This is a genomic window from Arthrobacter sp. StoSoilB13, assembly GCF_019977255.1.
Taxonomy (GTDB): Bacteria; Actinomycetota; Actinomycetes; order Actinomycetales; family Micrococcaceae; genus Arthrobacter.
The window spans coordinates 1205376-1219729 of the sequence record NZ_AP024647.1 but is presented as its reverse complement, the minus strand read 5'-3'; the positions used below and the strand labels follow the sequence as shown (position 1 = coordinate 1219729).

The following is a 14354-nucleotide window of genomic DNA, read 5'->3' as shown; positions in this document are numbered from 1 at the left end:
ATGAGCCGCCACACACTGTCCGTTCTGGTCGAAGACAAGCCCGGCGTGCTGACCCGCGTAGCCAGCCTCTTCGCCCGGCGCGCGTTCAACATCAATTCACTGGCTGTGGGACCCACCGAGGTTCCCGGCATGTCCCGCATGACGGTCGTCGTCGATGCCGACGGCGACCTCATCGAGCAGGTCACCAAGCAGCTCAACAAGTTGATCAACGTGATTAAGATCGTTGAGCTGACTTCCGAATCTTCCGTACAACGCGACCACATCCTGGTCAAGGTACGTGCGGATGCCGCGACACGCCTGCAGGTAACCCAAGCTGCAGACCTGTTCCGTGCCGCCGTCGTCGACGTGTCTACAGACTCGTTGGTGATCGAGGCAACCGGTACCCCCGAGAAGCTCGCTGCACTGCTCTCAGTGCTCGAGCCGTTCGGCATCCGTGAAATCGTGCAGTCCGGCACCCTGGCCGTTGGACGGGGATCCCGCTCCATGAGTGACAGGGCGCTCCGCTCCGCGTAGGAAACAGGCATAGGCCGCGTTAGCATGCCATGCCGAGCGTTGCGTCCAGTACCGCAGCACCACATTAATATCCAGAAACCACTCAAGAGGAGTTACGCAAGTGACTGAAATGTTCTACGACGACGACGCAGACCTGTCGATCATCCAGGGCCGCAAGGTTGCCATCGTCGGCTACGGTTCCCAGGGCCACGCGCACGCACTGAACCTGCGCGATTCCGGCGTCGAGGTTGTTATCGCGCTGAAGGAAGGGTCGAAGTCGACCGCCAAGGCAGAAGACGCCGGCTTCACTGTCAAGAACGTTGCCGACGCCGCTGAATGGGCAGACGTCATCATGATCCTTGCGCCGGACCAGCACCAGCGCTCGATCTACAACGACTCCATCAAGGACAAGCTGACCGAAGGCAAGGCACTCGCCTTCGCCCACGGCTTCAACATCCGCTTCGGCTACATCGAGCCCCCTGCAGGCGTTGACGTCATCCTGGTCGCTCCGAAGGCTCCGGGTCACACCGTGCGCCGCGAGTTCGAAGCCGGCCGTGGCATCCCGGACATCATCGCCGTTGAGCAGGACGCATCCGGTTCCGCTTGGGAGCTGGCCAAGTCCTACGCCAAGGCCATCGGTGGCACCCGCGCCGGTGTCATCAAGACCACCTTCACCGAAGAGACCGAAACCGACCTCTTCGGCGAGCAGTCGGTCCTTTGTGGCGGCGTTTCCCAGCTGGTCCAGTACGGCTTCGAAACCCTCACCGAAGCCGGCTACCAGCCGCAGATCGCCTACTTCGAGGTCCTTCACGAGCTCAAGCTCATCGTTGACCTCATGTGGGAAGGTGGCATCGCCAAGCAGCGCTGGAGCGTCTCCGATACCGCAGAGTACGGCGACTACGTTTCCGGCCCCCGCGTCATCACTCCCGAGGTGAAGGAAAACATGAAGGCTGTCCTCGCGGACATCCAGAGCGGTGCCTTCGCCAAGCGGTTCATCGAGGACCAGGACAACGGTGCCGTCGAGTTCAAGGAACTGCGTGCCAAGGCAGAGCAGCACCCGATCGAAGAGGTTGGCCGCGAACTGCGTTCCCTGTTCTCCTGGCAGCAGCAGGACCAGGACTACGTCGAAGGCTCCGCAGCCCGCTGATCCTTTGCCAGTGCCCTGGGCACTGGAAGCGACGCCCGTCCGGCGAACAAAGCCGGGCGGGCGTCGCTGTTTCGCAGCCGCTCCTCCCAACACAGCGTCCTGTGAATTTCTTCACAACAACCTCAACCGGGCCGTAACATCGTTCACCGGCACCGGAATCCCTGTCCAGGTTCGATATTCTGGGCTGGTCCCGGCGTCGTGTCCGGGCCCGGCGCATCCGCTCCTTGTCCAGTACTGTCCCAAAGTTGTCCAAAGTAAGGTGCCACCCCGTGTCAGCCACCAAACCCGTCGTCCTCCTCGCCGAGGAACTTTCACCCGCCACCGTCGAGGCATTGGGTCCGGACTTTGAAATCCGCCAAACCGACGGCGCCGACCGTTCCCAGCTGCTGTCCGCCATCGCCGACGTCGACGCAATCCTGGTTCGCTCGGCTACCCAGGTTGATGCCGAAGCCATCGCCGCAGCGAAGAACCTTAAGGTCATCGCCCGGGCCGGCGTGGGACTGGACAACGTGGACATCAAGTCCGCAACGCAGGCCGGTGTCATGGTCGTCAACGCACCGACGTCCAACATCGTTTCAGCAGCCGAGTTGACGGTCGGCCACATCCTGAGCCTTGCCCGCCACATTCCCCAGGCGAGTTCCGCGCTGAAGAACGGTGAGTGGAAGCGTTCCAAGTACACGGGCATCGAACTCTTCGAGAAGAAGATCGGCATCATCGGCCTGGGCCGTATCGGCGCCCTTGTCGCAGCCCGCCTTCAGGGATTCGAAACCGAGATCCTGGCGTACGACCCCTACATCACCGCCGCTCGCGCCGCGCAGCTCGGGGTCAAGCTGGTCACCCTTGATGAACTCCTGGAAAACTCCGACTTCATCACCATCCACATGCCCAAGACGCCCGAGACGGTGGGCATGCTCGGCGCCGACGCCTTCCGCAAGATGAAGGAAACGGCCTACGTCATCAACGTGGCCCGTGGCGGCCTGGTGGATGAGGAAGCACTCTACATCGCGCTGAAGGAAGGCCAGATTGCCGGTGCCGGCGTGGATGTCTTCGTCAAGGAACCCAGCACGGATCTGCCTTTCTTCGAACTGGACAACGTGGTCGTTACCCCGCACCTCGGCGCATCCACTGACGAAGCCCAGGAAAAGGCCGGCGTCTCGGTGGCCAAGTCCGTACGCCTTGCCCTCGCCGGCGAGCTCGTGCCCGATGCCGTGAACGTCGCAGGCGGTGTGATCGCTCCGGACATCCGTCCGGGTATCCCGCTGATCGAAAAGCTCGGCCGGATCTTCACGGCGCTGACCCATGCGTCGCTGACCCAGATCGACGTCGAGGTTGCCGGCGAGATTGCCGCGCTGGACGTCAAGGTGCTTGAGCTGGCTGCCCTGAAGGGCGTCTTCGCCGATGTCGTCACGGAGCAGGTCTCCTACGTCAACGCCCCCGTCATCGCAGAGCAGCGCGGAATCAATACCCGTCTGATCACCACCCCGGACGCCGAGGACTACCGCAACGTCCTCACGATCCGCGGTGCGCTCAGCGACGGTTCCCAGATCTCCGTTGCCGGTACGCTCACGGGACCCAAGCAAGTTGAGAAGCTCGTTGGCGTCAACGGCTACGACGTCGAAATCCCCATCAGTGAGCACTTGGTGGTGGTGGCCTACGCGGACCGTCCCGGTGTCATTGGCACCATCGGCCACATCCTGGGCATGAACAACATCAACATCGGCGGCATGCAGGTTGCACGCCAGACCGAGGGAGGCCAGGTGCTTGCGCTCCTGACCATCGACAGTTCTGTTCCGCAACAGGTCCTGGAAGCCATCAAGGCGGGCATTGGCGCCGATATGGTCCGCGAGGTGGACCTGGAGGACTAGGACTGCTCCTCATCAGCCAACTTCGCGTGCCGGGGACACACCACTGACACGCAACGGTGGCCGGTCTGCTTACAATGGCTTGGTCCGGGATTCGGACCCGGCAGCAGGCCGGCCACTACTTTTTGCACATAGAGCCCGGGATTCCTTTGTGTTTTTCAAAGATTCACGGAGCATGTGTGCGCGCCCGCAATCAAGGTCTCAGGGAGCCCAATGAACGCCGTCCAAAGGTTCATCAGAAGCCGTGTGCTGCTGCTGACCGCGGCCATTTTGATCGTCGCGATGTGCTTGTCCGTCCTAGTCCAGAGCCAGTCACAGGCCGCTCTGAACAGGACCGTGGACGAGAACTCGCGGGGACTCTACGACATCCTGGTCCAGGCAAAGCCGGACCCCTCACAGGACGGGGACGGCGGTGCACTGATCCAGCCGGAAATCGCCAATGGGCAGGGCGGCATCAGCTTTGAGCAGCTCGAGAAAATCCGCACCATGGGCCAGACGGCGGTCGCTGCTCCCATCAGCCTCGTTTCGCGGGTTTCGCAGAACCTCGAGGCTCCACGCCTCAATGCCATGGACTACCTTGGGTACAACGCCGGCCTTGCCGGTGGCATAACTGCAGGGGACCCCTCGGCCATGGATTCCAGCAAGTGGCCCGCAGCTGAATCCGTTTTGTCCGACACGCCCAAGAAGTACCGGCTTACGGCCTCCGCCACCAGCTCCGATGGCGTCAACCAGCAAACCCTTTTCAAGACGAGCGCCGAAGGGACCCTGGGCAAGGGCCGTCTGATCCAGGAACAGGCTGCCGGTGGTTCGAATGTCCGGATCGCAGGTCCGGACGGCGAGACCGGAATTAAGTTCCCCGCTCCGGCACTCGGCTCGGAGCACAACCTCTTCAATCTTTCGGTGGCACTTCCATTGGCGCCGGAGGTGACTGAGTCCGTCGTCGCCGTCGACCCTGCGTCCGAGAGGGCGTTGTTGGGCTCCGCAGGTGATTTCCTTGCACCCTTGGAAAAGGCTCCGCCAGCGGACGCCCGCAATGCAGGCGCTATTGGCCGCCATTTCGAAAGTCTCTTCACCAGCGGCCTTAGCATGGACCAGCTTGAAGAAGGACCTGATTTCCTTGGTGTGAAGCTCAAGTACTGGGCTCCCCTGATGACGCAGTACCAGCAGGCAAAGCGCGACGGACTGCTGACCGATGATTCCCAGGCCATTCCGCTGATCGTTCGCTCGGGGACGTCCCTGGACCTGAAGTACTCGGTCAAGATCGAGGAAATCGATAACAACGGCAAGGTGGTTAACGAAGTCGGCACTGTAACGCGGTCCCTGGACAAGGACTACCTGCCGTTCGTTTCCAAAGCCCCGTTTGCCCTTGAGTGGCCGGGTTCAACAGACCACAGCCAGCTCCTGGGCAGTACTGCCTCTTTCAGCCAAGGGCTTTACAATCCGGCCACCTGGAGTACTGCTTTCGCTGCAGCCCCGAAGTACAAGGAGGGCGACGAAGCCTCCAATGGTGCTTCGGACAAGACAGCAACGCCGGGGGACTGGGTGACAGTCAACCGCCTTCCGGAAAAGTCGTCCTTTGGCGCAGCCGTAGACCAGACCCAGCGCAAGCCGGTGGATGAGCGCTCCTACCGGGAAGACCTGGAAACCGGAAAAAAGCCCGCCACTCCCATGCCGATGGTATACGGCACGTTTAATCCGGCAGACGTTCAGGCCGCAGCCGGTGACGTTAATAAGCTCCCATTGGGCGGCTATGACCCAGCTCCGATGACACTGAGCAAGGATGCCGAGGGCAAAGACGCCGATGACACTGTCCTGAAGCCATCACTGAGCGCCACAGGTCTGGTCAGCCAGTCGGCCGGCGCCATCACTGACTATTACGGCCTGGCCGCAGCCCGTGGCTATGACACCAACGCCGACGTCATCGACGCCATCCGTGTCCGCGCCAACGCCACTGGAACGTGGAAGCAGGCGCAGCCGGAGGTCGAAAAGCTGGCCGCCCAGATCCGTGAACTGGGCCTTGAAGCGACCGTGGTGGCAGGTTCTGCCCGCGAAGACGCCAATATCTTCGTCCCCGGATACAGCAAGGACGACGCCGGCAAGGAATCTCCGCTGGGCACAGTCCAGCAGTCGTGGGTTCGGCAGGATGCCGCTGACGCCGTTTCGGGTTCGCTGACAGGCACAAACATCACCCTTCTCTTCCTGACGCTTCTTGGCGCCACGCTACTGACTGGTGCCTCGACCGTCAGCTACATCCGGCAGCGCCGGAGCGAAGCAGGCATCCTGAGGGCAATGGGCTGGACGCAGAAGCGCGTCAGGTCCTGGGTGCTGGAAGAGTTTGCCGTGGGCGCGGCTGCCTTGGCCGCCGCGGGGATCATTTTGAGCCTGCTCAGTTGGAACCTTGCCACGGTGATCGTCTCGGTGACCATGCTCATCATCTACAGTGGCGCTGCCCTGCTGGCTGCCCAGCAGTTGCGCCACCGCGTGGTGGTAGACCAGGAACCCCAGCATGATGAACGCCTCGTCACTGTTGATTCGCCCCTGACGTTCGCCAACAGGCAGCTCACCACCAACCGGTTCAATTCTGTCTCGCTGGCCGTGGCTGTGGGCGTTTTCGGTGCCGCAGTGGGGGCCTTGATCGCACTGTTGATCGACATCCCCCGGGCAGCAGGGGCCAGTGCTTTGAGTGGGCTGGCGGCCGCGAGCATTGCTTTGCCAAGCGTGATCCTCGCCGTGTTTGGTGTGGTTGTGGGTCTGCTGCTCACACTCGTGACCGGGCGGTTCGAGCTCCACGCCAAGCGCGAGTATCTGGGCACTTTGCGTGCCATGGGCTGGAACCCGGACATGCTGGGCCAGGTCCGCTTCTTTGAAAATGCACTTGTCGGCACTGTGGCGCTTCCCTTAGGTGTCCTTGGTGCCCTTGGACTGGGGCTGCTCCTTGCTCCGTACGCAGCACTCTGGGCCGGGCTGGCCGGACTGCTGGCCGTAATTTGCTGGATTCCGATTGCAACGAAAGTAGTCAAATGACTGACAACCTCAACCCCGAGCTGACGGCGACCCCGGAATCCACGGACGAGTCGCTGCAGACCCGTGCCAACACCATTGTCCGGGCGTCCGACCACGCGACACCCTTGGAGCTTAGCCGCGTCACTATCCACTACGGCGGAGACAAGGGCGGCGCCGAGGAAGTCGACGTCGTGGATGACTTCAACCTGACCCTGCACGCAGGCGAGATGCACTGCATCGCCGGCCGAAGCGGCTCGGGCAAGACCAGTATCCTGACCGTCAGCGCCGGGCTGACCCTGCCGACGTCGGGCACCGTGTTTTGGGAAGGCCAGTCCCTGGCGTCAATGGGCGACGACGAGATCGCCGACAGGCGCCGTGCCTTGATTGGCTACGTCGATCAGGGCGGCGCCTTGATCGACGGCATGAGTGCCCTCGAGAACGTGCTGCTGCCCGCCGTGCCGGATGGAGAAGTTGAACAGCGCACGGAGATGGCCAAGGACCTCCTGGACCTGGTGGGCCTCGGACGCCGCATGCGGCACCGTCCCGCCCAGCTGTCCGGCGGTGAGCGCCAGCGTGTGGCAATTGCGAGGGCCCTGATCCTGGGAACCCGCGTACTGGTGGTGGATGAGCCCACCGCCAGCTTGGACCGTGCTGCAGCCAACCGCATCATCGGCATCCTGAAGGACACAACCAACGATGGCATCGCTGTACTCGTGGCTTCACACGACCACGAACTGGTCCGGCTCAGCGATACGCTGACCGAACTGAACTAGTCCGCAAGACTGCTCCTTCGCCGGGATATCCGGCACAGACCGGACCGGCCGTCATTTGCGGCCGGTTCAGTCATTCCATCCGAAAAAAAGGTAACTTCTTAGAGTGACGTCTGCAGAGAAATTCCCGTTCTACATCACCACGGCCATCAGCTACCCCAATGGCGTGCCTCATATCGGACACGCCTACGAGGTCATCGCGACTGATGCCATGGCGCGGTTCAAGCGCCTCGACGGCCATGAGGTGTTCTTCATGACCGGCACGGACGAGCACGGGCTCAAGATGCAGCAGTCGGCCGAGAAGGAAGGCATTACTGCCAAGCAGCTCGCGGATCGCAACTCGGCGGCGTTCAAGCAGATGAGCCAGGACCTGGGAATCTCCCATGACCGTTTCATCCGCACCACGGACCCGGACCACTACACGGCGTCGCAAGCCATCTGGAAGAAGATGGAAGCGAACGGTGACATCTACTTGTCCAAGTACGAGGGCTGGTACTCGGTCCGCGACGAAGCGTACTACGTCGAGGACGACACCGTTGTGAAGGAAGACGGCCTCCGCTACTCGAAGGAGACGGACACCCTCGTCACCTGGACTGCCGAGGAGAGCTACTTCTTCCGCTTGTCCGCTTACCAGGAGAAACTCCTGGCCCTCTATGAGGCCCAGCCTGAGTTTGGTGCGCCGCAGTCCCGGTTCAACGAGGTCATCAGTTTTGTGAAGCGTGGGCTTGAGGATCTCTCCATCAGCCGCACTACCTTTGACTGGGGTGTCCCTGTTCCGGGCGATGAGAAGCACGTCATGTACGTCTGGGTGGATGCCTTGACCAATTACCTGACCGGTGCCGGGTACCCGGACGTGGAGTCCGAGTCCTTCAGGAAGTTCTGGCCGGCCGATGTCCACGTCATCGGCAAGGACATTTCCCGTTTCCATGCGATCTACTGGCCGGCCTTCCTCATGAGCGCAGGCCTGGCATTGCCCAAGCGCGTCATGATCCACGGATTCCTGACCAACAACGGCGTGAAGATGTCCAAGTCCCTGGGCAATGTCGTCGCCCCCCAGGACTTCGTGGCGCAGTACGGGCTGGACCAGTGCCGCTTCTTCTTCCTCCGGGAAGTCCCGTTTGGTGCCGATGGCAGCTACAACCACGAGGCTATCGTGGGCCGCATGAATTCGGACCTGGCCAACAACTTCGGCAATCTTGCCCAGCGTTCGTTGTCCATGGTCGCGAAGAACTGTGAGGGCAAGGTTCCTGTCCCCGGAAAGTTCACGGCTGAGGACAATGCCTTGCTTGCCAAGGCCGGAGAATTGCTGGCTACCGCCCGGGGCGCCTTTGACAAGCAGGAGTTCAGCCGGGCCCTTGAGGCTATCTGGACAGTGCTTGGCGACACCAACGCCTACTTCGCCGAGCAGGGCCCCGTGGGTGCTGCGGAAGACCGACGTCGAGCGGATGAATACCGTACTTTACGTCACCCTGGAAGTTGTCCGCATCGTGGCGATCCTCGCCCAGCCGGTGATGCCTTCCTCGTCCGCGAAGCTTCTTGAGGTGCTCGGACAGCCCGAAGGCGAAGCCAGGCAGTTTGCTGCCATCGCAACGCCGATCGTCGCGGGAACTGAACTTCCCGCTCCGACGCCGATCTTCCCCCGCTACGAGGAACCAGCCGAGGCATAACGTTCTCTCACATAACAGCCATTAACGAGAATTGCTCTCTCACTTCCTCCCACTCGGTTGAGGGAAGTGAGAGAGCAATTCTCGTATCGCGTGATGATGTGAGAGAAGAATTAGGCCGTGGCCAGACCCTCCACAGGCGACAGTCGTGCTGCCCGATGGGCGGGAATCACGGAGGCCAGCAAACCAGCCACTACAGCGACGCCGAACACGGCCAGCAGTTGCAGCCACGGTACGGCGGGAACCACATCTGCGACGCCGCCAAGGGTAGCTTGCGCTCCCAGCCAGCCGTAGACAATGCCGATGCCCGCACCGAGGACTGCGGCCACGCCAGCTACGAGGACGGCCTCGATCGCGAGCATTCCCCGGAGCTGGCCCTTCGTCAGGCCCAGTGCCCTCAGCAAGGAGTTCTCCCGCGTTCGTTCAAGGACGGACAGCGACAACGTGTTCGCCACGCCGATAAGGGCAATCACCACTGCCACTCCCAGCAAGCCGGTGACCACCAGCAACAGGACATCGATGATGCTGTTGAAGGTCACGCGCTCGATGGCGGCGCCGCTAACAGTGCGCTCGTGCACGCCGAGGGCGGAGGCAATCTCCTTCTGAATGGCCTGAACCTGTTCGCTGGACACAGAATCAGCGAGCTTCACCCACACCATGCCCGGCGTTTCCGGGAGGGCACCCGCTGTGATGCTCAAGCTTTCCACGAAGGCCGGGACGTGGCGGGTCCGCAGGACTTTCGCGTCGAGAGACGCTGTGCCGGCCGCCGTCGTGATGGTCGCGCGACCTCCAGCGGAGTCCTCGGGCAGGTAGACCGTGCCTGGGCCCGGCTTCAGGTTGTTGTCGCGGAGGATAGAGGCAGCATCGCCCGACGAGAGCGAATAGACGGTCCTCCCTCCGTCGGGCGTGGACTCGGCGAGGGTCCCAACGGCCGGTAGGAGGACCGCATTGCTGACCCCGTCGAGTGTCTTGATACGCGAGATCGCTTCTGCTGGATCGGCTGAACTGTCTACCGCGGTGATGGCAGCGAGATCCACAGGGTAGTTCTCGGCCAGCGTTGCATTGAACGCTTGCCGTGACGTTGCGGCCCCGGTCATCATCAGCGAAACCAGCGTTACGCCGATCAGCAAGGCAGCGGCAGTCGCCGAGGTACGTGCCGGGTTGCGCGTCGCGTTGACGGCGGCGAGCTTGCCGGGCACCCCTGCGGGGGCGGCCAACCGGCCGGCGAGGGCCACCACTGTGGGAATGAACAATGAGGAGCAGAGCAGAATCCCGACGAAGGAAACCGCGCCGCCAAGCAAAGCAACCAGCAATGAGACCGTGGTGCTGCCGAAAATCAACAGTGATACGCCGCCGATCAGGGCAATCAGGCCCAGCGCCAGCCGCACATTTCCTCGACGGTTGCCAACTGTCGCGTCGTCGGCGGGCCTCAGCGCAGCCAGTGGAGCGACCGATGTAGCCGCCCTGGCGGGGACGAGGGCCGCGACGACGGTCAGCAGGGTTCCCGCGACCAGCCCGGCGATGATTGCCGACGGCGGTATGGCCAGAGTGGCGAACGCTTGCTCTGGTTGTGTCTTGGCCCAGGCGACCAGCCCGGTCATCAGGCCCATCGCAGCCAGGACACCCAGAATCGATGAGACGAAGCCAACCACGAGGGCCTCCAGCATGACGGAGCCGCGGATCTGCGAGCGGCCTGCACCCAGGCAACGTAGCAACGCCAATTCGCGGGTCCGCTGTGCCACCAGCACGGAGAAGGTATTGGCCACCACCAGAGTGGAGACGAGGATAGCGACACCTGCGAAGGCGAGCAGGACGATAGTCAATTGGTCCTGACCAGCGCTGAGCATGGCGACCGTGGAGGTGACCTTCTCCTGGGCCGTTTCCAGGACAGGCGCGTCGGCACCTGCGGCTTCCATGCGGTGCGCGATGTACTCCTTCGCTGCGGGGACGTCTTCGTCGGGTTGCAGGACGAACTGCAGTCCCGAATATCCTGCTCCGGCATCCTGCACCGCGTCCAGGACAGACTCCGAAGCGACAAGCTGGGCCGCCGAGGACGAGAACGGATCGTTCGTAGCTTGAATCAGGCCGGTAACTGTCACCTTGGCAGTCTTGACGGATCCTCCACCGTGCAGCTCGAGCGTACTTCCAACCGTGAGTCCGAGATGCTCTGCTGTCTTGACGTCGATCACGGCTTCGAAGGGTTGCGACGGCATGGAACCTGAGGACAAGGTCGCGCCCTCCAAGGGTGAGGGCGCCGTATTTCGAAGCCGGCCCTGCTGTTCTCCGCCGCCGACCACGAACGTCACGTAAGTGGAGCGTTCGGCGTAGTGGTCCTTGACTGCGGGCGCGGACCTCGCGGCATCCACCGCTGCCTGGCTGAAGGCGTCACCGTTCTTGGATGTAGCAATAAGATCCGCGTTACGGTAGGGCCCTCGCCGATACTCGCGCCAAGCGAAGCATTGGTGCTCGCGCCCACCATCAGCGTGGCGGAGAGGAACGCAACGGACAGCATTACGGCGAGCCCGATTGCGACGAATCGTCGGAAGTGCGTCGTCAATTGGGAGAGAGCTACGCGCAGCATGCCTTAAGCCCCCAGCTTGCCGAGAGCCGTCAAAACTGATTCGGCTGTGGGCTTCTGGATCTCGCCTACCAGACCGCCGTCGCTCATCAGCACCACGCGGTCGGCAAAGCTTGCGGCGACGGGGTCATGGGTCACCATGATGATGGTCTGCCCCATCTCCTGGCTGCTGCGACGCAGGAGCGCAAGCACTTCGCCGCCGGCTTTGGAGTCCAGGTTCCCGGTGGGCTCGTCACCAAACACGACGTCGGGACGCGTCAGTAGCGCTCGGGCTACGGCGACACGCTGCTGCTGTCCGCCTGACAACTCGTGGGGTCTGTGCTTCAACCGGTCCTTCAACCCGAGGGTGTTGACTACGGTATCCAGCCACCCGGCGTCGGCGGTTGTTCCCGCCAAAGCGAGCGGCAGCGTGATGTTCTGCTCCGCTGTCAGTGTGGGCACCAGATTGAAGGCCTGGAACACGAAGCCAATGCGCTCGCGTCGAAGGGCGGTGAGTTGGCGGTCGTTGAGCCCGGTGAGCTCCGTGCCGCCCAGGACGATCCGTCCGGAGTCCGCCGTATCAAGGCCGGCGAGGCAATGCATGAGCGTGGATTTGCCCGATCCTGAAGGTCCCATGATTGCGGTGAATTTGCCTGCGTCGAAGCCCACCGATACCTCGTTCAGGGCCATGACACGGGTATCGCCGCGTCCATAGGCCTTTGTCAGCGCGAAAGCTTCAACGGCAGTGCGTGGCCTGGCTGCATCGGCTTCAGCGGGGCGACCGTTACCTGTTGGGTGGGGGAGAGGCGTGAAAGTTGTCATATTTTCACGCTATGTGCCGGGGATGCGCCGCCGGATCCGGCCACGGACCCATTCCGGGCAAGTCCAGCTCATACCGTGGTCTGAGGCCGGCGATCACGTGATGGGGCGTAGCTAGCTTCCTGGGGCGACCACGCCTGTCTCGTAGGCGATGACCACCACCTGCACACGGTCCCGCGCTCCGAGCTTGGCCAGGATATGGCCCACATGGGTCTTCACGGTTGCCTCGGAAAGGAACAGTCCCGCGGCGATCTCCGGATTCGACTGCCCCTGGGCGATCAGCTGGAAAACCTCGCGTTCACGGGCAGTGAGGCGTTCGACCGCGGCGGCGTGTCCGCTTTGTTCCGGTGTCTGCTTTCTGAGCAGGGGAGCCACGTGCTCCAGCAATCTCCGAGTGGTGGATGGGGCGATGACGGCGTCGCCACGGTAGACCGTGCGGATGGCCTCCAGCAGTTCCTCTGGCGGAGCGTCCTTGAGCAGGAATCCGCTGGCGCCGGCCTGGATTGCAGCCAAAGCATACTCGTCGAGGTCGAAGGTGGTGAGGACCACGATTTTGACCTCCGCCCGCTGGGAGCCCGAGGGCTGGGTGGCCGCCTGTTCCAAAATGCGTCTCGTGGCTTCGATGCCGTCCATACCTGGCATGCGGACATCCATGAGGACGACATCTGCTGTGACTGCGTTAAGAGCCTGGATTGCCTCGATTCCGTTGCCTGCCTCTGCCACCACCTGAAGATCGGGTTGGGAATTAATCAGCATGCCGAACCCCGAGCGGACCAACTGTTGGTCATCGACGAGCGCCACCCGGATGGGTGCGGCGAGTGCAGGCATGGCTTAGGCCTCCGAATAGGGAATGAAAGCGGACACACGGAAACCGCCGCCTGGCAAGGGGCCTGCGGTCAAGGAACCATCGTAGAGGGAGATACGCTCGATCATGCCCCGCAGCCCGTTTCCCCCACCTGCGGCGGGCGGATCAGCTGCGGCGCCCCGACCGTCGTCGACGATGTTCAGCGCTAGACCGCGACCCTGCCACGTGAGCGTCACGCTCGCTCCGGCGTGGGGTCCTGCGTGCTTCATGATGTTGGTGAGTGCTTCCTGGATGATCCGGTAGGCAGTGAGTTCGGCCCCGGCCGGAAGCGCCCGGCGAGGCATGCCAAGCTCTTCGAAGGAGATCTGCAGCCTTGCTGCGCGGAAACCCAGCAGAAGTTCGTCGAGATCGGAAAGCCCCGGCTGGGGCCTTGTCGGTGCTGCCTCATCCGAGCGCAGCACGCCGAGCAGCCTTCGCATCTCACCGAGGGAGTCCCGGGCCCGTGGCGGCGATGGTGGCCAGCGCTTCGGTGGCCAGTTCCGGCTTGGCGGCGGCAGCGTACCGGGCACCATCGGCCTGGGTGATGATGACGGACAGAGAATGCGCCACGATGTCGTGCATTTCCCGGGCGATGTGGGAGCGTTCATCAGCTGCGGCCAGCTGGCGCTCCTGTTGCTGTTCGATTTCAAGGCGTCGGGTCCGGTCCTCAAGGGCCTGGAGCTGGAGCCGTCGAACGCGGGTAAGATCGCCGAGCGTCCAACTGACCAGCACCAGCATCCAGATAAGGACTGTGTAGAGGGCCCCAATGGTAAGGCCCATGATGCCGGACTCAGCGGGGCTCGAGTATTCGCGCGTAGTGAGCATGACGCCGCCCAGCAAGCCAAGCAAGAGGACCGTCCGGCTTGCCCATGCCGGCCCGTAGGCGGCCGTGGCGTAGATGACCAGCGGAACCGCAATTTGGCCAGCCACCGGTTCCGCGCCTACGGCCCACTGGATCAGGCACACCAAAACCACGACGGCGGCAGCCACCACGGGACGTGTCCTTCGCCATGCCAGGGGCAACAGCAGGCCGCAGGAGAAGAAAAACAGCAAGGGGCGGTCGGCCATGAGATAGACAGGTCCGAACAAGAGGACCAGCAGGCACGTTGCCGCCATATCTACCTTGAAGCGGTTGATCCGGAACCATTCGTATATCGCGTGCCTTCTATCCACGATACGACTCTATGTGCTGGGTT

The 14354-nt window shown here is 62.6% G+C and carries 8 protein-coding genes and 2 pseudogenes; 6 read left to right on the top strand and 4 right to left on the bottom strand.

Features of this window, described 5'->3' with window-relative positions:
* The 6 genes and pseudogenes from ilvN to metG all read left to right on the top strand — a co-directional run bounded on the left by ilvN (position 1) and on the right by metG (position 8941).
* On the top strand, positions 1 to 513 hold the full coding sequence (ilvN, locus tag LDP01_RS05760) for an acetolactate synthase small subunit (protein ID WP_216923893.1): 513 nt from the start codon (positions 1 to 3) through the stop codon (positions 511 to 513).
* 100 nt (positions 514 to 613) lie between these two features.
* Positions 614 to 1639, top strand: a complete 1026-nt coding sequence (ilvC, locus tag LDP01_RS05755) for a ketol-acid reductoisomerase (RefSeq protein WP_263422257.1) — start codon at positions 614 to 616, stop codon at positions 1637 to 1639.
* 269 nt (positions 1640 to 1908) lie between these two features.
* A complete protein-coding gene (gene serA / locus LDP01_RS05750; protein ID WP_216923891.1) occupies positions 1909 to 3504 on the top strand; it encodes a phosphoglycerate dehydrogenase in 1596 nt (531 codons plus the stop codon).
* A 210-nt stretch (positions 3505 to 3714) separates the two neighbouring features.
* Entirely contained in the window at positions 3715 to 6525 is a 2811-nt protein-coding gene (locus tag LDP01_RS05745; RefSeq protein ID WP_224090847.1) for an FtsX-like permease family protein, read from the top strand.
* On the top strand, positions 6522 to 7277 hold the full coding sequence (locus LDP01_RS05740) for an ABC transporter ATP-binding protein (RefSeq protein WP_224090846.1): 756 nt from the start codon (positions 6522 to 6524) through the stop codon (positions 7275 to 7277). The genes LDP01_RS05745 and LDP01_RS05740 overlap by 4 nt, the downstream gene beginning before the upstream one ends.
* Positions 7278 to 7380: 103 nt before the next feature.
* Positions 7381 to 8941 (top strand): annotated as a pseudogene (metG, locus tag LDP01_RS05735) (methionine--tRNA ligase).
* Positions 8942 to 9051: 110 nt separating this feature from the next.
* Here the strand turns inward: metG and LDP01_RS05730 are convergent.
* The 4 genes and pseudogenes from LDP01_RS05730 to LDP01_RS05715 form a co-directional block, all read right to left on the bottom strand.
* Positions 9052 to 11304, bottom strand: coding sequence for an ABC transporter permease (locus LDP01_RS05730; RefSeq protein ID WP_224090845.1), 2253 nt, complete (start codon positions 11302 to 11304; stop codon positions 9052 to 9054).
* Positions 11305 to 11522: 218 nt separating this feature from the next.
* Entirely contained in the window at positions 11523 to 12317 is a 795-nt protein-coding gene (locus tag LDP01_RS05725) for an ABC transporter ATP-binding protein (protein WP_224090844.1), read from the bottom strand.
* Between the two features lie 111 nt (positions 12318 to 12428).
* Positions 12429 to 13142, bottom strand: a complete 714-nt coding sequence (locus LDP01_RS05720) for a response regulator (protein WP_224090843.1) — start codon at positions 13140 to 13142, stop codon at positions 12429 to 12431.
* A gap of 3 nt (positions 13143 to 13145) precedes the next feature.
* Positions 13146 to 14331 (bottom strand): annotated as a pseudogene (locus tag LDP01_RS05715) (sensor histidine kinase).
* Positions 14332 to 14354: the final 23 nt, after the last annotated feature.